Source organism: Alteromonas sp. ABH4_456, from assembly GCF_056160645.1.
On record NZ_JBSWXO010000003.1, the window covers coordinates 1 to 23,985 of the forward strand.

The 23,985-nt window shown below is 48.0% G+C and carries 20 protein-coding genes, 4 tRNA genes and 1 pseudogene; 21 read left to right on the forward strand and 4 right to left on the reverse strand.

Going from position 1 to position 23,985, the window contains the following annotated elements; genetic code table 11:
- The coding region (locus tag ACXAG2_RS05310; RefSeq protein ID WP_474865019.1) for a hypothetical protein at positions 1-182 on the forward strand (182 nt) is incomplete at its 5' end.
- A 141-nt stretch (positions 183-323) separates the two neighbouring features.
- Here the strand turns inward: ACXAG2_RS05310 and ACXAG2_RS05315 are convergent.
- Entirely contained in the window at positions 324-530 is a 207-nt protein-coding gene (locus ACXAG2_RS05315) for a hypothetical protein (RefSeq protein WP_474843447.1), read from the reverse strand.
- A 304-nt stretch (positions 531-834) separates the two neighbouring features.
- On the opposite strand from ACXAG2_RS05315, the pseudogene tnpC reads away from it, so the two are divergent.
- From tnpC to ACXAG2_RS05395, 16 genes and pseudogenes are all read left to right on the forward strand, one after another.
- Positions 835-2,339, forward strand: a pseudogene (tnpC, locus tag ACXAG2_RS05320) (IS66 family transposase).
- A 305-nt stretch (positions 2,340-2,644) separates the two neighbouring features.
- The gene (locus ACXAG2_RS05325; RefSeq protein WP_474865021.1) at positions 2,645-3,394 is read left to right on the forward strand and encodes a hypothetical protein; all 750 of its coding nucleotides are present in this window, start codon (positions 2,645-2,647) and stop codon (positions 3,392-3,394) included.
- 135 nt (positions 3,395-3,529) lie between these two features.
- Entirely contained in the window at positions 3,530-4,081 is a 552-nt protein-coding gene (gene gmhB / locus ACXAG2_RS05330) for a D-glycero-beta-D-manno-heptose 1,7-bisphosphate 7-phosphatase (RefSeq protein WP_474865023.1), read from the forward strand.
- 134 nt (positions 4,082-4,215) lie between these two features.
- Entirely contained in the window at positions 4,216-5,205 is a 990-nt protein-coding gene (murB, locus tag ACXAG2_RS05335) for a UDP-N-acetylmuramate dehydrogenase (protein ID WP_474865025.1), read from the forward strand.
- Positions 5,202-6,188: a bifunctional biotin--[acetyl-CoA-carboxylase] ligase/biotin operon repressor BirA gene (birA, locus tag ACXAG2_RS05340; protein ID WP_474845344.1), complete on the forward strand. Its 987-nt coding sequence runs from the start codon at positions 5,202-5,204 to the stop codon at positions 6,186-6,188. Before murB ends, birA begins: the two co-directional genes overlap by 4 nt.
- Positions 6,178-6,918, forward strand: coding sequence for a type III pantothenate kinase (locus ACXAG2_RS05345; RefSeq protein ID WP_474865027.1), 741 nt, complete (start codon positions 6,178-6,180; stop codon positions 6,916-6,918). Before birA ends, ACXAG2_RS05345 begins: the two co-directional genes overlap by 11 nt.
- A 116-nt stretch (positions 6,919-7,034) precedes the next feature.
- Positions 7,035-7,110: transfer RNA gene (locus ACXAG2_RS05350), tRNA-Thr, on the forward strand.
- 13 nt (positions 7,111-7,123) lie between these two features.
- Positions 7,124-7,208 (forward strand) — tRNA-Tyr (locus tag ACXAG2_RS05355).
- A 33-nt stretch (positions 7,209-7,241) separates the two neighbouring features.
- Positions 7,242-7,316: transfer RNA gene (locus tag ACXAG2_RS05360), tRNA-Gly, on the forward strand.
- 8 nt (positions 7,317-7,324) lie between these two features.
- Positions 7,325-7,400 (forward strand) — tRNA-Thr (locus tag ACXAG2_RS05365).
- Positions 7,401-7,470: 70 nt separating this feature from the next.
- On the forward strand, positions 7,471-8,655 hold the full coding sequence (gene tuf / locus ACXAG2_RS05370; protein ID WP_474845340.1) for an elongation factor Tu: 1,185 nt from the start codon (positions 7,471-7,473) through the stop codon (positions 8,653-8,655).
- A gap of 91 nt (positions 8,656-8,746) precedes the next feature.
- On the forward strand, positions 8,747-9,247 hold the full coding sequence (locus ACXAG2_RS05375; RefSeq protein WP_474865029.1) for a hypothetical protein: 501 nt from the start codon (positions 8,747-8,749) through the stop codon (positions 9,245-9,247).
- A complete protein-coding gene (locus tag ACXAG2_RS05380) occupies positions 9,234-10,508 on the forward strand; it encodes a hypothetical protein (protein WP_474865031.1) in 1,275 nt (424 codons plus the stop codon). Before ACXAG2_RS05375 ends, ACXAG2_RS05380 begins: the two co-directional genes overlap by 14 nt.
- 23 nt (positions 10,509-10,531) lie before the next feature.
- Complete coding sequence (locus tag ACXAG2_RS05385; protein WP_474865033.1) at positions 10,532-12,112, forward strand: sensor domain-containing diguanylate cyclase; 1,581 nt, start codon at positions 10,532-10,534, stop codon at positions 12,110-12,112.
- Positions 12,113-12,321: 209 nt separating this feature from the next.
- On the forward strand, positions 12,322-13,989 hold the full coding sequence (locus ACXAG2_RS05390; protein WP_474865035.1) for a carbon starvation CstA family protein: 1,668 nt from the start codon (positions 12,322-12,324) through the stop codon (positions 13,987-13,989).
- A gap of 145 nt (positions 13,990-14,134) precedes the next feature.
- Complete coding sequence (locus tag ACXAG2_RS05395) at positions 14,135-15,202, forward strand: CNNM domain-containing protein (RefSeq protein ID WP_474865037.1); 1,068 nt, start codon at positions 14,135-14,137, stop codon at positions 15,200-15,202.
- A 6-nt stretch (positions 15,203-15,208) separates the two neighbouring features.
- Here ACXAG2_RS05395 and pdsS read toward each other — a convergent pair whose 3' ends face one another.
- Together pdsS and pdsR are read right to left on the reverse strand one after the other, a co-directional pair.
- Complete coding sequence (pdsS, locus tag ACXAG2_RS05400; protein WP_474865039.1) at positions 15,209-17,386, reverse strand: proteobacterial dedicated sortase system histidine kinase; 2,178 nt, start codon at positions 17,384-17,386, stop codon at positions 15,209-15,211.
- A 6-nt stretch (positions 17,387-17,392) separates the two neighbouring features.
- A complete protein-coding gene (pdsR, locus tag ACXAG2_RS05405) occupies positions 17,393-18,082 on the reverse strand; it encodes a proteobacterial dedicated sortase system response regulator (protein ID WP_119503272.1) in 690 nt (229 codons plus the stop codon).
- A 258-nt stretch (positions 18,083-18,340) separates the two neighbouring features.
- Here pdsR and pdsO point away from each other — a divergent pair, with 258 nt between their 5' ends.
- The 4 genes from pdsO to ACXAG2_RS05425 all read left to right on the forward strand — a co-directional run bounded on the left by pdsO (position 18,341) and on the right by ACXAG2_RS05425 (position 21,555).
- On the forward strand, positions 18,341-19,075 hold the full coding sequence (pdsO, locus tag ACXAG2_RS05410) for a sortase-associated OmpA-like protein PdsO (protein WP_474865041.1): 735 nt from the start codon (positions 18,341-18,343) through the stop codon (positions 19,073-19,075).
- A 100-nt stretch (positions 19,076-19,175) separates the two neighbouring features.
- On the forward strand, positions 19,176-20,105 hold the full coding sequence (locus tag ACXAG2_RS05415) for an ABC transporter ATP-binding protein (protein ID WP_119499908.1): 930 nt from the start codon (positions 19,176-19,178) through the stop codon (positions 20,103-20,105).
- Between the two features lie 2 nt (positions 20,106-20,107).
- Positions 20,108-20,881, forward strand: a complete 774-nt coding sequence (locus ACXAG2_RS05420; protein WP_119499909.1) for an ABC transporter permease — start codon at positions 20,108-20,110, stop codon at positions 20,879-20,881.
- Between the two features lie 2 nt (positions 20,882-20,883).
- A complete protein-coding gene (locus tag ACXAG2_RS05425) occupies positions 20,884-21,555 on the forward strand; it encodes a methyltransferase domain-containing protein (RefSeq protein ID WP_474865043.1) in 672 nt (223 codons plus the stop codon).
- A 105-nt stretch (positions 21,556-21,660) separates the two neighbouring features.
- Here the strand turns inward: ACXAG2_RS05425 and ACXAG2_RS05430 are convergent, their stop codons facing one another.
- A complete protein-coding gene (locus ACXAG2_RS05430; RefSeq protein WP_474865045.1) occupies positions 21,661-23,973 on the reverse strand; it encodes a GH92 family glycosyl hydrolase in 2,313 nt (770 codons plus the stop codon).
- Between the last annotated feature and the right edge of the window lie 12 nt (positions 23,974-23,985).

Sequence of the window (23,985 nt, forward strand, 5' to 3'; positions counted from 1 at the left end):
ATGGTAGTGTGGGGTCTCCCCATGTGAGAGTAGCACACCGTCAGGCTCCCAATTACGAAGAAGCCCGCTCATCTGAGCGGGCTTTTTTCGTTTCTTTTCTCTGGTCAGAATCTCTGCTAGTCAAAAGCCATAACATTAAGGCTGAATCACTTTTTGCCGGAGCCAGCCACTCAGTTATTTAAAATATAATTGTCTGTCTACCGAAGGATTTCAGAAGAGGAATGATCATTGAAAAGTTGATAGGAAAGGGGAGCAGAGAGAGATACGGACAGCCAAACCGGACACTGATTGTGAGTATCCGGAGGGATCATAAAAAAGAAGACTTACTGAGAAGTGAACTTAGTGCGCTGGAAAAACATCCATTCCAGAGACACAAATGCGATGAGCATGGTTACCGGCACCTGATGTGACGGAATGAATCCCAGAGATTTGAATAAGATACTGGCAATAAATGCATAAGCGAGCAGGCCGGTATGCTTAAGAATTGAGGCCCAGTCCGCGGGCTTCAGTATGGCTTTCCAGTTAAACACTGTTCCTCCTATCCGGTGACTAAGTCGAAGCTCCCTGTCAGCGCCTGAAGGCCGTCCTGCAAGGGATGTAAACGTTATATCGAATAAAGTGTGCCAGTGAAATGGCTCTGCGTTGAATTACGTCAGATGCACCTGAGTGAGCAGCAGTTGCAATGGTTGTTATCCGGCTTCGATGTGATAGGACACATGCGTTGAAATACACGGCGTCCGGCTTATAACCGGTGATCATAAGCAGCATTCATCGATCACGAAATAGTCTGAATAATATCGGGTGATCAGTACCTTAAACGGCGATAATAGCCTTATGAACGAAGAAGACTATCAACGCCGCATTGCTGAGCTGGAGCAGCAGCTCCAGGAACTGAATAACCAGTATCAATATCTGGAAGAACAGTTCCGTATCGCACAGCAAAAACAGTTTGGCAAAAGCGCCGAGGGCCACCCCGGTCAGGGCGAACTGTTTAATGAGGCGGAAGATTTGGCTGTTGATGTTGAAATGCCAGAGCAGGAAAACATCAGTTACACGCGCAATAAACCTAAGCGTAAACCATTGCCTGAGGACTTGCCGCGTGAAGTCATCGTCCACGATATCCCTGATGAAGATAAAGTCTGTGATTGCTGCGCTGGCACACTGCACTGCACTGCATCGGTGAAGATAAGTCTGAGAAACTTCAGTTCATTCCGGCTCAGGTCAAAGTGATAGAGCATGTACGGCCGAAGTATGTGTGCCGTACCTGCGAAAAAGAGGGTATCAGCAATACGGTCAAACAAGCGCCGGTACCACATAGCGTTATCCCCAAAGGCTATGCAACGCCGAGCCTGTTAAGTCAGATAATCACCAGCAAGTACCAGTTTGGCCTGCCGCTCTACCGGCAGGAAGCCATGTTCAAACAGCATGGCATCGAACTCAGCCGCAAAACCATGGCTGACTGGATAATCCGTTGTGCTGAATTATTTAAGCCGCTTTATGACAAGCTTCTTCAACATTTGCTACAACAACCGGTTATTCAGGCGGATGAAACCACACTGAAGGTTGTCGATTCTGACAAAGCGACCAGTTACATGTGGCTGTATGCAACCGGTGCAGATTCACTGCAAGCAACCATCACCGGCTCAGCCATCCCCAACATAGTACTGTACGATTATCACAATAGTCGTGCCGGGCGATGTGCCGTGGACTTCCTTGATGGTTGTAGCGGCTACCTGCAAGTGGATGGTTATCAGGGCTACGAACAAACGCAGGTCACCTTAGTCGGCTGCCGGGCTCATGCCAGACGCAAGTTTATGGAAGCGAAAAAAGGCGCTGGCAGTAAAGGCAGTGGCAAAGCCGACTGGGCACTAAACCACATCCAGAAACTCTACCGTGTCGAAACACAGTTAAAAGAAGAGAAAGCCTTAACCCGCTATGCGCAACGGCAGGAAAAGAGTCTGCCGTTGCTTAATCAGCTTGAGAGCTGGCTGACAAAATCAGCTCAACAGGTGTTACCGAAAACAAAACTCGGAGAAGCAATAAAGTACTGCCTTAATCAATGGCATAAACTGGTTCGTTACACACTCGATGGTCATCTCAACATCGACAATAACCGCGCAGAACGCGCCATCAAACCGTTCGTCATTGGCAGAAAAAACTGGCTGTTCAGCCAGACCGCAAGCGGTGCCAATGCCAGCGCCATCCTCTACAGCATCATCGAAACGGCGAAAGCCAACGACCTCAATGTGTTCGAGTATGTCATGAACTGCCTGGAGCAGCTCAGCAAGCCCGACACCGATTTCGGACAACTTCTACCATGGCAGTTTGCTAAACGCTAGGTGGGATTACCGGACGGTTACGACCCTTTCACAGATGCTGGCCGTTAAGGTTTGAGAAAAAATTTCTTATATGAATTTAGAAATAAGAAAAACTCTGTGTCGAATAAATTTACAATAAATTTTCAACAACTGATATTTAACTTTTTAAGAAGGTGGGAACTGATTGTTTTTTCAATGGTTTAAGGGGTTCTGCTGGGTTGGCCTTTTTGTTGCGTGAGAGTTTTTGTACTGTCGATGATAATGTACAGAATTTTATTAAGTAGTTTTGGTTATACTACGGGAAATGGACTTATAAGGATCTGGAAATGAAAAACGAAGTTTTGAAATTTGGAGCTGTTGCTGGTCTGACACTGGCTTCTGCCTTCTCTGCAAACGCAACAATTTTAACGGTTTTTGAAGGCATCGCTGATGGCGTAGCATCATTTGACAGCACAGTGGCTGCTGCCGGTGAGACTGTAACTGTTGACATCTGGAATACGCTTTCAAATGGCTATAGCATTGACCGCGGTGACTATGTAATCACTCAAAATGACGGTGGTTATGGTTACGGTTCAGGTTATGGCTCGATGTCCGGACGCGTTATTGGTATTGATCCTGCTGGTGGTGGAACAAATCCGCGCACAGATCCAATGGATTATTTTAACAGTGGTATTACTTTCACTTTTGATTCACCGGTTAATGCAGTCGGTTTTGAAGTAGGCGACTGGGCTACCTGCTGTACAGCACCTACCACTGATTTATTTATTTCATTCGATGGCGGTGCTCCGATTATGGTTGCATCTGCATCATCTAATGTGGAAGGTCAATTCCCTTCTCAGGCTAACCCTGCCAGTACAGTTTACGAAATTTTTGTAGCAGCCTTTGATGACAGTGATGAATTTACAACGGTGTCTTTCTGGGGTAACGGAATGGGTGAAGTACTGTATGCCGGTGGCCAGCTAAGATATGCATTACTTGATCAGTCAAGCCTGCCACCAACTACAGTACCTGCACCTGCTACATTAGGTATCTTTGCACTGTCTTTGATTGCTTTACGTCGCTTCCGTCGTTCGTAAGTATTTAAAACATCAATTACCTGAAATAAAAGTGATAGCCGCACGATTTTAAGTGCGGCTTTTTTATGTGCTAATTCTCTGACTTCATTCACAGGTGAGTGATAAACTATTTAGTAAATAGATTTTCTGTTCAGTATGAAAGCAAAAGCATTTTTCCTCGACCGAGACGGCGTTATCAATATCGATCACGGTTACATTTCTACACCTGAATCATTTGACTTTGTTCCGGGGGTTTTTGACGCCTGCCGCTCTATTACAAAAAATGGATACGAAATAGTCGTTGTTACAAATCAATCCGGTATTGCCCGTGGCTATTACGATGAAGCAGCGTTTGAATCTTTAACAAAATGGATGCTGTGTGAATTTGAGAAGGAAGGAGTCAGTATTAAAGCCGTCAAATATTGCCCTCACCATAGCAAGCATGGAGAAGGGAGATACCTTGTTACCTGTAAATGCAGAAAGCCTGAACCGGGTATGCTTTTGGAAGCCGCGGAACAGTTAGATATTTCATTGAAGCAGAGTGTCATGGTAGGAGACAAGCTGTCTGACATTGAAGCCGGGCGAAGAGCTGGCATCTCTCATTTGTATAAAATAAGCAAGGATGATGAGGGCAATGGAAAGGACTATACCACCCGCTCGAATCTTTATGACGTAGTTGCCCATTTCTTTCATTTAAACGATAAATAAAAAACTTAATTACGGCAAAAGAGCCTGTCTTGTGCAAAACCTGTTGTAGCTAACCTCCTTAACTCTTTGTGACGCTTTTATTCCCGGCTTAGTTCGCCTACCATTGCGGCAAAGAGAAAAAGTATTATTAGACTGTGCCCACACTAACATCACACCACACTTTCCAGCTCCCGGCCAATTGCAAAGCTGTTTGTCATTTTACAACGCCGGATGAGTTTCTCCTGAACTGGCGGGAGTCTGCCTGTAGCTATCTTCTGGGTGGGGGCAGCAACACGCTGTTTTTATCCGATTTTGACGGCACGGTATTTATCAATGGCATGCGGGGAATAGAAGTTAATACCTCCGAAGATAGTTACAGGCTGCGCGTCGCCGGCGGTGAGAACTGGCATAACCTGGTTACTCACTGTTTAAATAATGGTTGGTACGGTTTAGAAAATCTGGCACTGATTCCGGGGTCTGCAGGTGCAGCTCCAATACAGAACATCGGGGCTTATGGTCTAGAGGTCGGCAGATATATCGAGTCTGTTGAGTATATTGATATCACCACCGGTGAACAGCACACGTTATCCAACGATAAATGTGAATTTGGATATCGCGACAGTGTGTTTAAACGCCGTCTGTCGGGAAACGTACTGATCACCTACGTTAATTTTCGTCTGCCGGTAAATAACGAGCTGATTGTGTCTTATGGGGAGCTTGCAACACTGAAGGACCCGACACCGGAAAGTATCTACAACAAAGTGATTGAAGTGAGAAAGGCAAAGCTGCCTGATCCTGATCTGTTGGGCAATGCCGGTAGTTTCTTTAAAAACCCTGTCATTACCGCGGCCCGTTACGAAAAAATTAAAGATACATACGGAGAAGTACCGGGATTTGCAGCCGGGAGCGGTAAAAAGGTGCCTGCAGCCTGGTTAATCGATCAATGTGGATTCAAAGGCCGCGAAACGGGTGGTGTGCGATGTCATCCCACGCAACCTTTGGTGCTGACCAATACCGGAAACGCTTCCGGTGAGGACGTGATCAAGATGGCGGGTGATATTATTAATGCCGTAAATGAAAAATTTGATATTCAGCTGGAGCCGGAAGTCAGGCTTGTTGGCAAATCCGGAGTAATTACGTTATGAAGCAGGCCTCGAAAATTATACGACAGCACATTTTGTCTGTGCTGGCTGACGGACAATTTCATTCCGGCGAAATCATTGCTCAACAGGTAGGGCTTTCAAGAACCGCTGTGGCAGGGCACATCTCGCAGCTTGCTGACTGGGGCCTGGATGTATTTAAAGTAAAAGGTAAAGGTTACAGATTGAATCAGGGTTTTCCTATGCTCAGTACAGAGCAAATCAAAAAACACCTGGCCAGACCAGGGTTGTCGACCATACAGGTAGAGCCGGTACTGGCGTCCACCAATACAGAAATGAAAAAACGTATTGCAACAGCACGGCACGATTTAGCTGATGGTGACGTAATACTTGCCGAAGTTCAAACAGACGGTAAGGGCCGCCATGGTCGTAAATGGACTGCGCCGGTGGGAGGCAGTCTTACTATGTCTATGTACTGGTCTTTTCCGGATGGTTATCAAAGCATGGCCGGATTGTCCCTTCTCGTTGGGGTAGCCATCTGCGAAGCGTTAAGAAAATTCAAAATTGAAGATGCGCAGCTTAAGTGGCCGAATGATATTTATCTGAATGGCCGTAAACTGGCCGGTGTTCTCATTGAAGTTGAGGGCCAGATCGGCGCTACTGCGCACAGTGTCATTGGTATTGGCCTGAACGTGAATGTACCCGACACCCAGTATGATGTGGGTCAACCTCACAGTGATTTAACCGGCTACTTAGGTGAAGTGCCCGACCGTAACAGGCTCGCTGCTGCTGTTATCGAATCACTCCGGGAGTTGTTGCCTGAGTTTACTCAGCGGGGCTTCGGCAAGTTCGTACCTTACTGGGAATCTCTGGATTTATTTGCAGACAAGAAAATTGTTTTGCAAATGGGCGACAAGCGTTTCTCCGGTATTGACCGTGGTGTGGATCAGAGCGGGGCGCTGCTGGTAGAAACTGAAGACGGTATTACCCGCTTCCATGGCGGTGAGGTAAGCCTTCGTGGTATCTGATACCGCCGTTCTGTTGGTTGATGCCGGGAACAGCAGAATAAAGTCTGTTGCTCTTGCTGATGTTAAAGATTCAGAGCCTCTTGTTCATACAGATGCAGAAGCATTTGTTCTTTGGCTGTCGGATTCAAATTTCTCTCATATTTTTTTATCTAATGTGGGTAAAAAAGACATTTCAGAAAAAATTATTCATTTCTGTGACACAGAAAATAGAGTCATTCAGGAAATTTTTACCGAAAAAGAAAATTTTGGTGTACGCAACAGCTATCAAGATGTCACAAAAATGGGTGTCGACCGGTGGCTGGCGATGGTCGCTGCACAGGAAATGACCGGAAAAATGTTTTGTGTGATCGACATGGGTACTGCAATTACCTGTGACTTTGTAGAAGATGGTCAACATTTAGGCGGTTGGATAAGTCCCGGTTTTCATCTTATGCGTGATGCTCTGGTTAAAAATACAGCAAGAGTCACCTCAGACAACTCAATACCGCAAAATTTAGCACCAGGCTCTTCTACTGAAATGTGCGTTGCACAGGGTTGTCATGCAGCACTAAATGGTGTTTATTTAAGCGTGATTGATTATTTGCTAAGCAAACGATCCGATTTTGCTGTAATTATTGGCGGTGGAGATAAAAATATGCTTGCAATAAATCATTCCACTGATACTATCCGTTCCGCGAATTTGGTGGTGCAAGGTCTTGCCCGCTACGCAAGAAGTCAGCTTTTTGCGTAACATTTTTCGTTTAATTTGAAAGAGTAAAACGCTCCGACAAAAAAAACGAAAAAAATAAAAAAGACACTTGCACGGAGTAATAACTTACTCTAGAATGCGCACCCACTTGATGAGGAGCCGACTTAGCTCAGTTGGTAGAGCAACTGACTTGTAATCAGTAGGTCGCCAGTTCGATTCCGGCAGTCGGCACCATTCATCAAACTCTGGAGGGGTACCCAAGCGGTCAACGGGAGCAGACTGTAAATCTGCCGGCTCAGCCTTCGCAGGTTCGAATCCTGCCCCCTCCACCACTTTTTCATTGAGGTGGCCAGAGAATTAGGAACGCGGGCATCGTATAATGGCTATTACCTCAGCCTTCCAAGCTGATGATGCGGGTTCGATTCCCGCTGCCCGCTCCAATTTCCGTGCTGATATAGCTCAGTTGGTAGAGCGCACCCTTGGTAAGGGTGAGGTCGGCAGTTCAAATCTGCCTATCAGCACCATTTCTCCCCAGCTCATGTTTAAATTAATTGTTTTTTATTTTTAACGTAACTTTGCTGGGATACTAGAAAAATGGCAAAAGAAAAGTTTGAACGTACGAAACCCCACGTAAACGTGGGTACTATCGGCCACGTTGACCACGGTAAAACCACTCTGACTGCAGCAATCACTACCGTCCTTTCAAAGACTTACGGTGGTTCAGCTCAGGCTTTCGACCAAATCGATAACGCGCCTGAAGAAAAAGCTCGTGGTATCACCATCTCTACTTCACATGTAGAATATGACACGCCTACCCGCCACTACGCGCACGTAGACTGCCCGGGACACGCTGATTACGTTAAAAACATGATCACTGGTGCTGCTCAGATGGACGGCGGTATCCTGGTAGTTGCTGCGACTGATGGCCCTATGCCACAGACTCGTGAGCACATCCTGCTGGGTCGTCAGGTTGGTATCCCTTACATCATCGTATTCATGAACAAATGTGACATGGTTGATGATGAAGAGCTGCTGGAACTGGTTGAAATGGAAGTTCGTGAACTTCTGACTGAATACGAATTCCCTGGTGACGATCTGCCAGTAATCAAAGGTTCTGCTCTGAAAGCCCTTGAAGGTGACGCAGAGTGGGAAAAGAAAATCATCGAACTGGGTGAAGCACTGGATTCTTACATTCCAGAGCCAGAGCGTGCTATCGACAAGCCGTTCATCCTGCCAATCGAAGACGTATTCTCAATCTCAGGCCGTGGTACTGTTGTAACTGGTCGTGTTGAGCAAGGTATCATCAAAGTTGGTGAAGAAGTAGAAATCGTTGGTATCAGAGATACAACCAAAACTACTTGTACCGGTGTTGAAATGTTCCGTAAACTGCTTGACGAAGGTCGTGCAGGTGAGAACGTTGGTGTTCTGCTGCGTGGTACTAAGCGTGATGACGTTGAGCGTGGTCAGGTACTGGCTAAGCCTGGTTCAATCACTCCTCACACTCAGTTTGAAGCTGAAGTATACGTACTGTCTAAAGATGAAGGCGGTCGTCACACTCCATTCTTCAAAGGTTACCGTCCACAGTTCTACTTCCGTACAACTGACGTAACTGGTGCCGTTGAGCTGCCAGAAGGCGTAGAAATGGTAATGCCTGGTGACAACCTGAAATTCGTCGTTGACCTGATCGCTCCAATCGCGATGGAAGAAGGTCTGCGCTTCGCAATCCGTGAAGGTGGTCGTACAGTAGGTGCTGGTGTTGTAGCTAAAATCATCAAGTAATTGATGACTACACACTAGTCCAAAAAAAGGTCGCGCAAGCGGCCTTTTTTGTTTTTCTTTTCCTCCCGCAAAATTAGCAACTTAAAACATATTGGCTATAGTTAAGTCATCTTCTTCGTTACTCAGTAATCCCAGCTTCTTCATGACAAAAAGTGTGGCAATTATCTGGCTGCTGTTCAGCGTTGTATTCTGTACAACGTCTTTTCATGCAAGCGCGTTAAATGCTGAAAACTCTATTGCTGTCGTCGTTCACTCCGACAGTGCCGTACAGTCCCTTTCAAAAGCTGAAGTTATCGATTTATTTATGGGGCGTTTTACCGAGACATCTGACGGCGAAGTACTTATTCCCCTTGATTACAAATCTGAGCTTAATCTGAAAGGAGAGTTTTATCAGACACTGGTAAACCGTTCTCTGCGTCAGGTGAACTCGTACTGGTCCCGCTTACTGTTTTCCGGTCGTGCCAAAGCGCCGGTGCAGGTGAATTCGGTAGCGAATCTCGGCGAGTTGTTTAATGGCAATCAGCACTATATTGCCTATGTTCCAATGAATGCTGTTTCAGAGGAGATGAAAATTGTTCTTGTACTCGAATAAAATCCGTCTCTTTCTCACTTTACCTTTATTGCTGGTCTCTGCCGCAGCACAGTGCGCGGATGACGATAACTGGCGGTTCAGCGGGTTTGCGACGGTAGGCGCCAGTTACAGCAGTAACGATGAACTTGCTTTCCGTTCCTCTTATCTGAATAAGCCCAGAAAGCATTTTAATGTCTTCACAGATACTATGGTCGGGTTCCAGTTCAACTATCACTTCTCAAACGATCTGGACTTAGTAGTACAGGCTATTGCACAGGACCGCGGAGACAGCGAAGTTGCTAACTATTTTGAAATGGCCTTTCTTCGCTATCAGTTCGACAGGAACTGGTCGGCCCGTGTTGGCCGGATGAATTACAACGCCTATTTACTCTCTGAATACAGAAATGTCAGCTATGCCTATCCCTGGGTAAGACCGCCGGTCGATTTCTATTTGCCCACTTCATCGGTGTCGTATGTGGACGGTGCTGAGATCCAATACCGCCATAATGCGAATAACGGCGTGTGGCAGCACACATTTGCTGCCGGAAAGTCAGAAAGTAATCTGTTTGCCCTCGACAGTTTTACCACGATTTATTACGACTATGTCCTGAATGCGACTACAACATACGAGGCATACGACTGGCTTGTAAAGGTAACCGGATCCTACTTTATGGGAGACAGAACCCATTTTAACGGAGGAGATTTCGAGGCCCATTATGATAGCCTTCTGGCGGTACCTGATGTGCTCTGGCCGGGCGTTGATGAAGTCTATGATCATTTGCACATGGACAATGAGGCTATCTGGTATTTGTCTTTAGGGTATCAGTACAACAACGATGAATGGCTAGTCATGGCAGAAATGGTCGCGATGGATTCAGCCTGGACCCTTTTATCTCCTTATGTCTCCGGGTATATCAGTCTTGGCTACCGTTTTGGCGACTTGCTGCCTTACATCACCTTCGCGGGGATAGACGAAACTGAATCATCCCGGCAACTGCCAGTTCCTGATTTCTCACAAGCGCCAGATGCAGAAACAGCACAATATCTCGGTTTACTGTCGTTCGCCAGCCAGGAGATTTCGAATGCGATTTCACAAAGCCAGCGCTCAGTTAGTGTGGGAGTTCGGTGGGATGTATCGCCGTCGTCAGCAATAAAATTCCAGTATGACCATTATTGGATTGACGTTCCCGGTTATGCGCTCTGGGGAGTGAGTTTGTATCAGCAAGTATCCGGAGACCAAATGAGCAACGTTGTCAGCCTGACATACAGTACAACATTTTGACGTAACGCAAACGGATTGCACGAATGTTTCTACGCAGACTACACATCCGGGTTGCCTCTATTATCGCTCTTATCGGAGGGATTATTGCCATTGCCGGTGGCAGTATCGTGTATCAGCAGAGCGAAGACTCTCTGATGTTTATCACTAAACAACTGGTGGCACAACTCGCTGACAGTACCCGCAAGCCTTCTGCTATCGCCGTTTATGTGGAAGACGATATTCTGGCGAAGGAGATTACCGAAGGTCTGGTGAGAAATGATTTAGTTATGGCTGCGGTGGTGACAACTAATGAAGGGGTACTGGCCCAAAGCGGAGAGCTTATAACGCCGGAAGGCGGTGTTGTTATTCCTTTGATTCACCCGTTTATCGAAGATCAAACCATCGGGAAGCTCTCTGTATACCCGGATATTGAATTTATTCAGCGCAACGTAAGCGAGTTCGCGATGCAGGGGAGTTTATCGATGTTACTGGTTGCTCTTTGCATTACCGTGGCCGTAGCAATTGTGACTAACGAAATGCTGTCCAGGCCATTATTGAAGCTGAGCCGCGAGTTTGAGCGGGTTGACCCTTCCGATCCTGACAACCTGCAAACTATTACAATAGTGAAGAAACGGCAGGACGAACTGGGCAAGCTGATTAGCCGGATGAACGGAATGATATCCGCAACCCGGCATTTCTACTTACAGGAAAAGCAACTTCGCAAAGACACCGAGAAACTGGAACGGCAATTCCGTCTTCTTTTTGAAAGGGCCACTATAGGTATTGCGCTGATTTCCCCGAAAAAAGGCCTGTTGCAGGCAAATCCGGCGTTCAGAAGCATGCTGGGTAATATCAGTTCGCTGGATACATTTTGTCGTAAATTTAACGAGTCCGGGCAAGTTGAAGCCATCGCTTCCAGCTTCTCAAAAAGAGAAAACGCTGAACAGGACTCTGTCGACCTTTCTTATTACGAGAACGGGGAAGTTAAATGGGTGCACTGTCTGTTTGCTTGCGTCAGTGAACAACGTATCAGTCAGCATCGCGAGGGTGAGGTACTCATTGAAGTTATCGTTAATGATATTACCGGGCGCATGCGACGTGAAGAGCAGGTGCGCTTTGCTGCTGAACATGATCCCCTCACCGGTTTGCATAACCGGCGTGGCGGTGAACCTTTCCTCAGAAATCTTATCTCTGCCTCTGCCGGTAATGACAAAACCTTTGTATTGATGATGATCGATCTGGACAAGTTTAAACCGGTGAACGATGAGTATGGTCATGAAGCCGGAGATAAAGTACTTGAAGCGGTGGGAAGCCGGATCCCGAGATTTTTTGCCGATGTCACCTGTGTATGCTGTCGCTGGGGAGGTGATGAATTTGTTGTTGGCTTGCTGGCAGGTAAGACCTTCCTGAATGACATCGACATTCAGTGCAAACTGCTTATCGATATGATCAGCGTACCGGTACCTGTTGAAGGCGTCGGCACGTGTGCTGTTTCTGCAACCGTCGGCGCAATTCTGCTGAAGCGTGAGCATGCTGAACTGACCACTTTACTGGCGAAAGCTGACGAGTTGATGTATGCCGTAAAACGGGAACACCGGGGCGGACATCGCATCGAATCGTATTAGAATTTCCGCACTCTCCGGGCAGTGTTGCATTTATTCAGGTGAATGAACTGAAATGCATTATGTACGCAGGTAAAATTTAACAGCTTGTAAATTATCAGGATGTGTCGTCACACGCCTGTCAATGCTGTATAAAAAAGCTTCACAACTCAGTGTGCATTTCGTTACTTTAAATAATGATAACAACGTACCCTCTAACTCAGGATTAATCTATGCAGTCAATAATGATCGTCGTCCTTGGCATCATAGGCATGCTACTAGGATGGTTTGTATACTCCAGGTTCATTGCCGATAAAATTTTCCGTCTCGACGACAGTTTTGTGACGCCTGCTCACGAACTGCGCGACGGAGTCGATTACGTTCCCACAAACAAAGTTGTTTTATGGGGCCACCACTTTACCTCCGTAGCCGGTGCTGCTCCTATCGTCGGGCCGGCTATCGCCGTATATTGGGGTTGGGTTCCGGCCGTTCTGTGGGTGGTATTCGGTACCATTTTCTTCGCCGGTGTTCATGATATGGGCGCTTTGTGGGCGAGTAACCGCCATAAAGGGAAGTCCATGGGGGCGCTGTCTGAAAGTGTTATCGGGAAACGCTCCCGTGCGCTTTTCATGGTCGTCATCTTCCTGGTACTGCTGATGGTAAATGCGGTATTCGGCGTGGTGATTGCCAAGTCGTTTGTCTCTCAGCCTAACGCGGTTTTCCCTGCCTGGATGGCGATTGTTGTTGCCCTGGTGATTGGTCAGTTGCTCAAGCGCAATTTCAGCCTTATCCCCATGTGTGTGGTTGGTATTATTGTGCTTTATGCGTCGGTTTACGCGGGCAGTTATATCCCTCTTGAGCTGCCGGAAACCATGTTTGGATTATCCGCTAACGCCAACTGGATCATTATTCTGTTCATCTATGCAGCCATTGCATCGTTGTTACCGGTCTGGATGCTGCTGCAACCACGTGATTTTATCAACGGTATGCAGTTACTGGTTGGCTTACTGCTGCTGTACGGAGCGGTATTTATGTCTATGCCGGATATCACAGCACCGGCGTTTAATACGCAAACTGCTATTGATACACCGAGCCTTATCCCGCTGCTGTTCGTTACCATTGCCTGTGGTGCTGTTTCAGGTTTCCACGGCATTGTATCTTCCGGTACCAGCTCCAAGCAGTTGAATAAAGAGACTGATGCCCGTTTCGTTGGTTATCTCGGTGCCGTAGGCGAGGGAAGTCTTGCACTTATCACCATCGTTGCAGTGAGTGGCGTGGCCTTAGCCGCATCCCCTGAAGAATGGCACGAAGTGTACAGCCACCTTGGTGACGGAAGCGTTTCTGCCTTCATTACCGGTGGTGCAAACCTTATCCAGCAAGGCTGGGGATTACCGGTAGATTTCTCATCCACCATTCTGGCCGTTATGGTGGTACTGTTTGCCGGTACTACCATGGATTCAGGTGTGCGTTTACAACGTTACATCATCCAGGAATGGGGCGAGATTTATAACCTTAATATCCTCAAAAATGGCGTTGTCGCTACGCTGGTTGCAGTGGGTACCTGTTTGCTGCTGTCATTCGGTGCCGGTGGAGCATCCGGCTCCGGCGGTATGATCATCTGGCCATTGTTCGGGTCGACTAACCAAATCCTGGCTTCACTGACATTGCTGGTTATCTCGGTAATGTTGATCAAAATGAACCGCCCGGCCATATACACGCTTATTCCGATGACGTTTGTTCTGGTAATGGCATTCTTTGCCGGTGTCATTAAGCTTCAGGAATACTGGGCAGCGGAAAATTACCTGCTGGTATTCCTGGATGCAGTGGTACTGGTTGTCAGTGTGCTGGTTATGCTGGAAGCCTGGTCTGTTATCGCTAAATTCAAGCGGGAAAAACAGTAAGCTTAAGCATGCATCCTTACTGAAATTAAACAGCCGGCACTTGCCGGCTGTTTGATTTGTACAGGTGGACAACAGAATATCTGCAAACTGCCTGCAGATACGTTATGGTTATTTTTCGCGTCTAATTAACGGGTTTAGCAACGCTATGTTTCTGCTGATTGTTTATATTTTAATAGCGCTGGGCTTTTCATTTCTTTGCTCGATAGCTGAGGCGGTGATCCTGAGTATTTCTTCTGCCTATATTTCAGTGCTGGAAAAGGAAGCCGCACCTTCCGGTAAATTGCTGCGGGGATTAACCGATGATATCAACAAGCCCTTATCCGCCATTCTGACATTAAATACCATTGCCCATACCATGGGAGCTGCGGGAGCGGGGGCACAGGCCGCCGTGGTGTTTGGCGACGCGTATCTTGGGATCATCAGTGCGATTTTAACCTTACTGATCCTGATCTTTTCTGAAATCATTCCTAAGACGCTGGGTGCCACCTACTGGCGGGCACTGGCGACACCGACTGCATGGTTTCTGAAATACCTCACCTGGTTACTAACCCCCTTTGTATGGTTTTCTGAAAAGCTCACAAAAGGGTTTAAAGAAGAAAGCCCGCTAAGAGGGCTGAGCCGCAATGAATTGCAGGCAATGGCTGAGTTGTCATGGCAGGAAGGACAACTGGCCGAAAAGGAGACTGCCTTTCTGAAAAACATGCTGAATATGCATGAAGTGAAGGTGCGGGATGCCATGACTCACCGTACGTCGATGTTCTCCTTATCAGAAACCATGACAGTGGAAGGCTTCTTCCATCAACATGCTCATATGGAGTTCTCCCGCATACCGGTTTATACCGGCGAAGACAGTGAGCATATCCATGGTTTTGTTATGCGTTCAGATTTATTGCTGGCTTTCGCCAGAGGGAATACGCAAAAACAACTGAAAGATTACCGGCGGGATATGATCACGGTATTGAGCAGTATGCCTATTGCCAATGTCCTTGATTTGTTCATGACGCGGCGGGTACACATTTTCATGGTAGTGGACGAATACGGCGGTCTGGAAGGGATTGTTACGCTGGAAGATATTCTTGAGCATCTTCTCGGTATTGAAATTGTGGATGAGAAAGACAATACGGTCAGCATCCGCAAATATGCACAGAATATGGCGCGCCGCCGGGCTGCCATGCTGATGAAAAACGTGCCTGACCTTGGCGGCGATGATTAAAAAGCACTAGCCCGCCATAGGCAACTGCACCACAACACAAACCCCGGTGTTGTCCGGCAGGTTACTCAGTTGCACGCGCCCCTTGTGGTAGCCGGCAATCATATTGGCAATAAACAGTCCTAAACCAAGGTGAGGGTGTTCAGCGGATTTGTGGCGTTCTTCATCCGGCCTCACTGATACCATCGACTGCAACAGATTGTCGTTCATATTATCGGGTAACGGTGGTCCCGGGTTGGTCACTGACAGTTTTACGGATTTACCTTCCCGCCATAAGTGCACCGTAATCGTATCGCCGTTGTGACTGAACTCCACCGCGTTGGCGATAATTTTATCCAGCATCTGCGCGAATAAATCCCCTGAACCCCGTAATTTTGCCTCTTCCAGCGAGATTTTAAGTTGGAAGGTACGTTCAGAAAAAACATAGGCGTAGCCGTCAATACAGCCTGAAACGACAGCAGCTGCATCGAACAGTTCGGGGTCTTCCTGAGCGATAGCATGTTCCAGTCGTGTGGCTTCACTCATACTGTTTAAAATGGTGCTCAACCGGGTGATGCCGCTTTGCGCCCGGCCAATCAGAACAGACTGCTGGGAAGGATCTTTCACTTCGCTGATGGTGTCCAGTGATGAACGTACAACGGCAATAGGCGTACGCAATTCGTGGGAGAGTCGTGAGGCCATGTTTTCCAGATACGAATTGTATTGCTGAAGACGGTTTAACACGCCGGCGAAGGACTGATGCAAGTCATCAATTTCATCTACACGGCGCACTGCCGGTAAACTGCCGACAATTTTGCCGTTATCGTCAATCACTGCCTCAGTGTTGTCTCTCAGTGTCCGCACCCGGTTAGAAATACGGTTAGCAAACAGAAATAAACTGAGGGTGCCCAGCAGCATTACTGCCAGGATTACGTGGAAAAGTTGCTCCAGAGCACGGTTTCGCAGGGTACGGATACCGTTGGTGGTTTGCTCCACCACCACTGCACCCATCACGTTTTCCTCAATATAAATAGGGTAAGCGGCGGAAAGAATAACGGCTTTACTGTCAGGAGAAAGCCGCCATAAGGAATCCGGTGTGCCGGACAGCGCCGAAGCAATATCTTTTCCGGCCAGCGCATACGCGCCCTGCAACTCATCAACAAATCCGGCTGGCGGACGGGTCAGAATATGATAATAAAGCGGCAGCAAAACATGCTGCTCAAGCCACTGCCACCACGGGTAACCTTGCTGCTCCTCACGGCGTACTTTAAACCCAGTGGCTGACTGGATCGAGCCGGCTCTGGCAAGTACACGCATGTGGTTATCGACTACCCACACCCGTGAATCGGCATATTTAAGCCCGGAAAGGATGCGTTCAATTTCCGGCGACGGCGTCAGTACCGTGCCCATGCCGTCGGCCTGATTGGGGTTCGCTGTGCCCATCGCGTAGCGCTTCTCCCGGCTGGCCGGATCGTCCACATCAACCAGCGCAAAGGCGAGAGCGCCTGTGGTCATACTCAATGGAAAGCGTAGTTCAATACCATATCCCTCACCGGTTAGTTGCCAGCGGCCCTGAATACGCAGTTCGTTGTCTGTGGCTCTGTAGCCCCCCGGCGTGTCGTCCAGCTTAAATGCATTCACCCAGCCTTCTGAGTAAGGTGCAATGACAAAACGTTCCAGTTCGCCGTCACCGGCAATAACACTGATCAGTAAATGGTCACTCTGATCGACGGCCAGTGCGTTAGATGCACGCCACACAACGCTGTCATCCTGCACATCAAACATGGCATACAGGTATTTTCCGTAGCGTCCCACCATATGATTAAAAGACAGTGTGACCGGCGGAAAATCCGCAACTTTGCCAAACCAGGAAACTACCTGACCTTCACCATATTGCTGACTGAGGCCAGAGACTGCATTCCAGTCTGAAAATTTACCATCCAGCTGAATGGGGGTGGGGATGGGCGGAGCGTACAAATCTGTGCCGGGGCGAACATCTTTTAAATAAGCAGACTGACTGTCAAACAGGGCCGGGCGTTCGTGCAGGGCAGTGGCTACCGCTCTTGCTGTACCAATCATGGTCTGCTCCTGCCCGGTCCGCAAATATTGTTCAAGCTCCCACACATAGCGGTAACCCAGCCAGGGGATGGTGAACAGAAATAGCGACAGCACCAGCAATTGCAGGCGGATAGAAAAGCGTAAGTTCACGAACAATCAGCCCTGCCAGCGATAACCCATGCCATACACCGTATCGATATGATCAAAGGTGCTGTCCAGCTGGATAAATTTTTTACGCATGCGCTTAATATGGGACGTAATGGTGGTGTCGTCGACAACCATCCGTGATTCGTCCATCAGTTGTTGCCGGCTTTTTACGTGGCCGGGATGTTTGATCAATGCATGCAGCATCCAGAACTCTGTGACTGTTAAGGCAACCGGCTCGTTCTTCCAGCTTACTGTCATGCGGCTGACATCTACACTTAAATGACCAAGCTGAATTTGTTCGCTCTGTTGCTTCGGCGAGGATAATAAGTCCGTGCGCCTGAACAGGGCGGCGATACGTGCGAGCAGATGCGCCATACTGATATCTTTGGTCAGGTAGTCGTCGGCTCCCATACGCAGTCCGCTGATGGTATCCACATCGTTGTCTCTGGCGGTAAAGAAAATGACCGGCATGGTCTGGGATAGCTGTCGCAGTTGCTGACACAACATAAAGCCGCCTTCCATTTCTTCCTTCAGGCCAATATCAATAATAGCCAGATCAGGCAGCGCCTGTGAGAACGCTGCAGAAGCGGATGGTCTGTCAGCATAGGCATTCACCTGATAACCCTGCGCCTGCAGTGCAGCAATATAGTTTTCCCTGATGGCGGCATCATCTTCAACAAGAGCAATAGTTCTTGGCATCGTCATTAATCTTTTCAGTTTCAGTGGCATGACTATACACCATGAAAACTGAACAATGCCTGATTAAGACAAAATTCCCCCGTAACGCCACTTTTTAGCCATATTTGCCCTGTTTAACCGGCGTAACGTGGTGCGGGTGACCTGATTGCCCCGATTTATCACAATGCTTCGCCACCTTTCCCCATTTCACTTGGAGCATGGTCAGATTGTGCCGGTTTAATTATTACCATCAACACTCACTCTGGTAAGGAAATGAACATGACAGGTAAAAAAGTACTTTTAGCAGGCATCATCGCGGTTATGGTTAACCCGGTAGCACAGGCTGCCAGTGACAGGCATTATCAGGAACAAAAAGACAAAGCTGCGGCAGTCGGATTAGGAACCGGCGTGGTTATCGGTGCTATTGTGGCAGGTCCCATTGGCGCCGGCGTTGCCGGTATTCTCGGGGCCGTGATTGGTGACAGCAAGGCAACCAGTGAACAGTTAAAAGACACACAGGCTGATTTAATGGCCAGCAATGCTGCATTAACTGAATCTCAACAGCAGCTTCTGGCTGTAAGAGATGCACTGGAATCGGCGCAGCTTCAGGCTTCAATCACTCAGGTAGGTTTGACGTCGTATCCGGAAGAGCAGGTGATGGCGATGGAGAGTGCCATTCAGTTTAAGAGCGGCTCTGACGATATCGAAGCACTCTATAGTACGCAGCTTGATCTGATTGCGAAGGCGCTTAAGCAACATGAAGGGCTGGGGATCCGGTTAACCGGTTATGCGGATTATCGCGGCGAAGCCACCTTTAACCAGACATTGTCAGAACAGCGCGCCGGCGCGGTTAAACAGGCACTCACAGCACGGGGTGTGAGTGAAGATAAAATTGCCCTGCTTGCTGTCGGGGAAGCGGGCAGTCAGCATTCTTCTGCAGAAAATACCTTCTTCGACCGCAAAGTGGTTATGCAAATCTTGCCAGCCGGACAGGTTATGACGGCACAGCGCTAATTCCTTTCGTTAATCCTCCCAACCCCAACGTTTAGCGCCCGCAACGGGCGCTTTTTTCATGTTATTATTAACGGCTTAATGAAAACAAAACAGGCAAAGCATGAAAGCGCTGGATATCACAGATTTGAAGAAAATCTACAAAGGTGGCGTGCAGGCACTGCGCGGCGTCAACCTGCATGTAGATGAGGGTGATTTTTTTGCCCTGCTGGGACCTAACGGTGCCGGTAAATCCACCACCATCGGCATCATCAGTTCACTGGTTAACGCCAGCGAAGGCGATGTGAAAGTGTTCGGGTACGACCTGAATACTGAAAAAGAAAAGGCTAAATCCTGCATTGGCCTGGTGCCGCAGGAATTCAACTTCAACCAGTTCGAAACCGTACTGCAAATCGTACTGAATCAGGCGGGTTACTATGGTGTGCCCCGTAACGTGGCTAAAGAACGGGCCGAAAAATACTTAAAGCAGCTCGACCTGTGGGAAAAGAAAGACATGGCTGCGCGCACGTTGTCAGGAGGTATGAAGCGCCGCCTGATGATTGCACGGGCGTTAATGCACGAACCCAAATTGCTGATTCTGGATGAGCCCACCGCCGGTGTGGATATTGAAATCCGCCGTTCCATGTGGGACTTCCTTAAAACCATCAATGAACAGGGGATTACTATCATCCTGACGACCCATTATCTCGAAGAAGCGGAAATGCTGTGCCGCAATATCGCGATCATTGATAAGGGAACAATAGTGGAAAACACCAGCATGAAGTCACTGCTGGCCAAATTGAGCATGGAAACATTTGTGCTGGATCTTGGCAATTACGCCAACAAGCCGGTCATTTCAGGTTTTACTCACCGTTTGCTGGATGAAAATACGCTGGAAGTGGATGTGGAGAAAACTGAAGGGCTGAATCCGGTATTTACCCAGTTAACAGAGCAATCGGTGCCGGTGCTCAGTATGCGTAACAAGTCGAACCGCCTGGAAGAGTTATTTGTTACCCTGGTCGAGAATGGCCGTAAAGCCAAAGAGGAGGCGTAATCATGCACGGACAAAATAACTGGATTGCGCTGAATACTATCTGGATTAAAGAATGTACCCGCTTTCTGCGCATCTGGGTACAAACACTGGTGCCACCGGCAATTACTATGACACTGTATTTTGTCATTTTCGGTAGTCTGATTGGTGAACGGATTGGTCAGATGGGCGGCTTCACCTATATGGAGTTTATTGTTCCCGGACTGATCATGATGTCTGTGATCACGAACTCTTATTCAAACGTGTCATCGTCGTTTTTCAGCGCCAAATTCCAACGCAATATTGAAGAATTGCTGGTGGCTCCTGTACCGACCTGGGTGATCATTTTCGGTTACGTGGGCGGCGGCGTGGCCCGTGCTATCTTAATCGGCATTATTGTGACCTGTGTATCAATGTTTTTCGTTGATGTGCAAATTCACAACCTGGCCGCTATTGTGGTTACCTTGCTGCTTACCTCCACCTTATTTGCTACCGCCGGTCTGGTAAACGCGGTATTTGCAAAAACCTTTGATGATATCAGCATGGTGCCCACTTTTGTGCTGACCCCACTAACCTATCTGGGCGGCGTATTCTACTCGTTAACGCTGTTACCGGAATTCTGGCAAATTGTCAGCAAGGCGAACCCGATCGTGTACATGGTGAATGGTTTTCGCTACGGCTTTTTAGGTGTGTCAGACGTTAATGTTTCTGTGTCCATTGCCATTCTTGTCGGCTTCAACGTGGTGCTTTACGCTGTTGCACATCATCTGCTGACAAAAGGTCGCGGGATCCGGAGTTAACTGTGAGTACCGGTAATTCCCGCGAAGTATTGAGTAATCAGCAGGGCATTCATGAGAAGCTCGATGAACTGGTCGAGCGGTACCGTCGCACGGAAAATCAGCGCCCGGTGAGTGACCATACCCGCGCATCTTTTGATGACGTGTGTGCGTGGCTGGATGACTGGCAGGGCGATGTGATTCTGGATTCCTGCTGTGGGGTAGGGGAAAGCACGGTCAACCTGGCTGAACGCTTTCCTGATGCCAGAGTTATTGGTATTGATAAGTCGGCGCTGAGAGTAGATAAGCACGTGCACTATAAGTCAGAAAGTCAGAACTACGCTGTGTTTCGTGCAGATGTAAATGACTTCTGGCGCCTGGCTCGCACGGCGGACTGGAATATAGTGCAGCACTTTTTGCTGTACCCTAATCCTTATCCGAAACCGTCTCAGGTACAAAAGCGCTGGTACGCCTCTGCCGCCATGGTGGATGTTATGGCGCTGTGTAGTAACATTGAGGTGCGCAGCAACTGGTTTTTGTATCTGATGGAGTTTGCCCGCGCGGCAAGTCACTATGGTTTATCCGGAGATATCAGTGAAATTACCGGTGATAACCACATGACCCCCTTCGAGCGGAAGTACCGTGGCAGCGGGCAACCATGCTGGCGGTTGAATACCCGTTACGATGAAGCTGATTAAATACATTTGTAAGCAGTAAAGGCCGGTCATCCGGCCTTTACTATTCTCAGAACGTCAATTTCTCCCTTTAAGATATGGAAGAGTCGTCACTGAACAGGATTAACCTCAGGGAGTGGACGTCATTTCAAGTTTGAGTAACCCTCCCCGGGTAATTTCTCCGTGCGTCAGATACCGGCGGTTAAGAGGCTTACCGTTTAACCATGCCGATTTAATATAACGATTTTCGTCACTGTTGTTCACGGTCTCAATCGTGAAATTTTTGCCACTGTAATAACGTTCATCTAAAGCAATGGTGATACGCTCAAAGATCGGGCTTCCTATTTGATAAACGGGCTCTTGACGCGCGCCGCCATCGACCTGGAATAATCCGATTTTCATTAATACCGCAAGTGAACCCATTAATCCCTGGTCTTCATCACCGTTGTAGCCATGCTCAGGTGACAAGTTTTGATAAACCTGATTGACCACCTCCCTGGACCAATATTGGGTTTTGCCCGGCTCACCGAGTTCATTAAAGATAAATGCGGTTTGAATTGAAGGTTGATTGCCGTAGTTCACAGGAATACGGCGGTACTCTTCGTGGGTTTCCTGAGCGTGCGCGGTACCCGAAGTAAATCCAAGTTTTTCAGCGGCTTCAAAGGCCTCATTCAAACGATTGGCTGCGACTTTTTCCCCACCCATTAAATCAGCGAGGCCGGTAATATCGTGAGGTACGTACCACGTCATTTGTGCTGCGTTCGACTCGACGAAACCGTGCCGGTATTCAAACGGGTCAAAGTCGGCTTTCCACTTACCATTTTCATCTTTCGGACGCATGAAACCGGTCCCGGTATCATAAATATTCCGATAATTGAGACTACGGTTTTTCAGCCACTCAGCATCTTCAGCAAGGCCGAGTTCCTGCGCCAACTGTCCCAAAGTCCAGTCTTGATAAGCGTATTCAAGGGTTTGACCTGCTCCATCGCGGTGGAACGCGTCGCTTTCAACTGGCAGAGGATAGGGCACAAAGCCTTGTTCCATATAGTATTCTAATCCACCACCTACGGCGGTGTCGTGCTCATAGCCTGCGTGGCTCATCATACCGCCGGGTAAGTGATTTTTTTTCAGTGCTTCATAGGCTTTCAGCGGGTCAAAATCATGAATACCTTTTAAATAAGTGCTGACGATAAATGGCGTAGACGAGGCGCCTGTCATTACGTAAGTGTAATTTCCACCAGATGGCCCTCTGGGCACATAGCCGCCATCTTCCGCCATGGTAAGCATAGAGTTTGAAAAGTCAGACGCCACTTTGGGATAGGCCAACGGCCACAAGGTTTGAATAGTCCACTGAGCGCCCCAGAATGAATCTGAGTTGTGGTGATTGAATTCAGGTTGGTGTTGCGCATTTAAGGGGAGTTGTTTGATTTTTCGTTCAGCGCTGGTTTGATCTGAATAGCGGCCATCAACATCAGAGATAATTCGACGCCCTTGAAGCGCGTGGAATAAATCGGTGTAAAAACGACGGCGCACTTTTTCACTTCCCCCTTCTACCCGGATTTTCCCTAACCATTCATTCCAGGTATCACGTGAAGCCGCTACAGTGGCGTTGAAATCCCACCCGGGTAACTCAGATTGCATGTTTTGCTTAGCACCATCCTCATCTACGTAAGAAATAGCCACTTTCATCAGCACGTCATCTGTAGAGTCATCCAGTGTTAGCAGCGCTGCTGTTTCATTGACATCAATTTTGGCAACCGGCTTGTTCAGTTTGATATAGAAAAACACTGGTGTAGGGCGCGGGCGACGAATAGTGGGTGCATTAATCACAGAACCACTAAACGTGGTGTCATCAATTTGGGTAAAGCTGCCTTTGGATAACTCCGAGGGACCAAATTGACCCTCTAAATCCAGCAAGATCTGTTTCGGTCCCGCTTGGGTATATTCATAGTGATGAAAGCCAACTCGGGTGGTGGCGGTCAACTCAGCGTTGATGCCATAGCGTTCAAGGATGAGCGAATGGTAGCCAGCCGCTACATTTTCTTTGTCGTGACTAAACGCAGAGAAATAGTCGTTTTCTATCTCTGCCAGTGGTCGCTGTTGAGAGATAGGAAGCACCGATAAACCTGACAACTGCCATGCATGGACATGGTTGAAGCCTTTTACTTCCTCAGTGTTATACCGGTAACCACTACCCCATGCTCCGTCAATTTCGGTGTCGGGGCTGAGATTCACCATGCCGAACGGTCGGGTGGCTGAATTAAAGTAAAACCAGCGGGAATTGGCTGAATCTAACCAGGGCCATACCGCATCGACAGGGGCAAGCTGTTCACTCACTGCTTGTTGCACAGAAACCGGTGCTTCTACTTTATTAGATTTTTCACAGCCAGCCAGCGCCGCACTGACAAATAACGCTGAAACAGCGCAATGCGTTAATCGCATGTCTTTCTCCAA

Bases quoted from the DNA above. Each gene is read 5' to 3' on its own strand.
- ACXAG2_RS05325 (WP_474865021.1), top strand. From the start codon at position 2,645: ATGAAAAACGAAGTTTTGAAATTTGGAGCTGTTGCTGGTCTGACACTG.
- gmhB (WP_474865023.1), top strand. From the start codon at position 3,530: ATGAAAGCAAAAGCATTTTTCCTCGACCGAGACGGCGTTATCAATATC.
- birA (WP_474845344.1), top strand. From the start codon at position 5,202: ATGAAGCAGGCCTCGAAAATTATACGACAGCACATTTTGTCTGTGCTG.
- tuf (WP_474845340.1), top strand. From the start codon at position 7,471: ATGGCAAAAGAAAAGTTTGAACGTACGAAACCCCACGTAAACGTGGGT.
- ACXAG2_RS05385 (WP_474865033.1), top strand. From the start codon at position 10,532: ATGTTTCTACGCAGACTACACATCCGGGTTGCCTCTATTATCGCTCTT.
- ACXAG2_RS05390 (WP_474865035.1), top strand. From the start codon at position 12,322: ATGCAGTCAATAATGATCGTCGTCCTTGGCATCATAGGCATGCTACTA.
- ACXAG2_RS05395 (WP_474865037.1), top strand. From the start codon at position 14,135: ATGTTTCTGCTGATTGTTTATATTTTAATAGCGCTGGGCTTTTCATTT.
- pdsR (WP_119503272.1), bottom strand. From the start codon at position 18,082: ATGCCAAGAACTATTGCTCTTGTTGAAGATGATGCCGCCATCAGGGAA.
- pdsO (WP_474865041.1), top strand. From the start codon at position 18,341: ATGACAGGTAAAAAAGTACTTTTAGCAGGCATCATCGCGGTTATGGTT.
- ACXAG2_RS05415 (WP_119499908.1), top strand. From the start codon at position 19,176: ATGAAAGCGCTGGATATCACAGATTTGAAGAAAATCTACAAAGGTGGC.
- ACXAG2_RS05420 (WP_119499909.1), top strand. From the start codon at position 20,108: ATGCACGGACAAAATAACTGGATTGCGCTGAATACTATCTGGATTAAA.
- ACXAG2_RS05430 (WP_474865045.1), bottom strand. From the start codon at position 23,973: ATGCGATTAACGCATTGCGCTGTTTCAGCGTTATTTGTCAGTGCGGCG.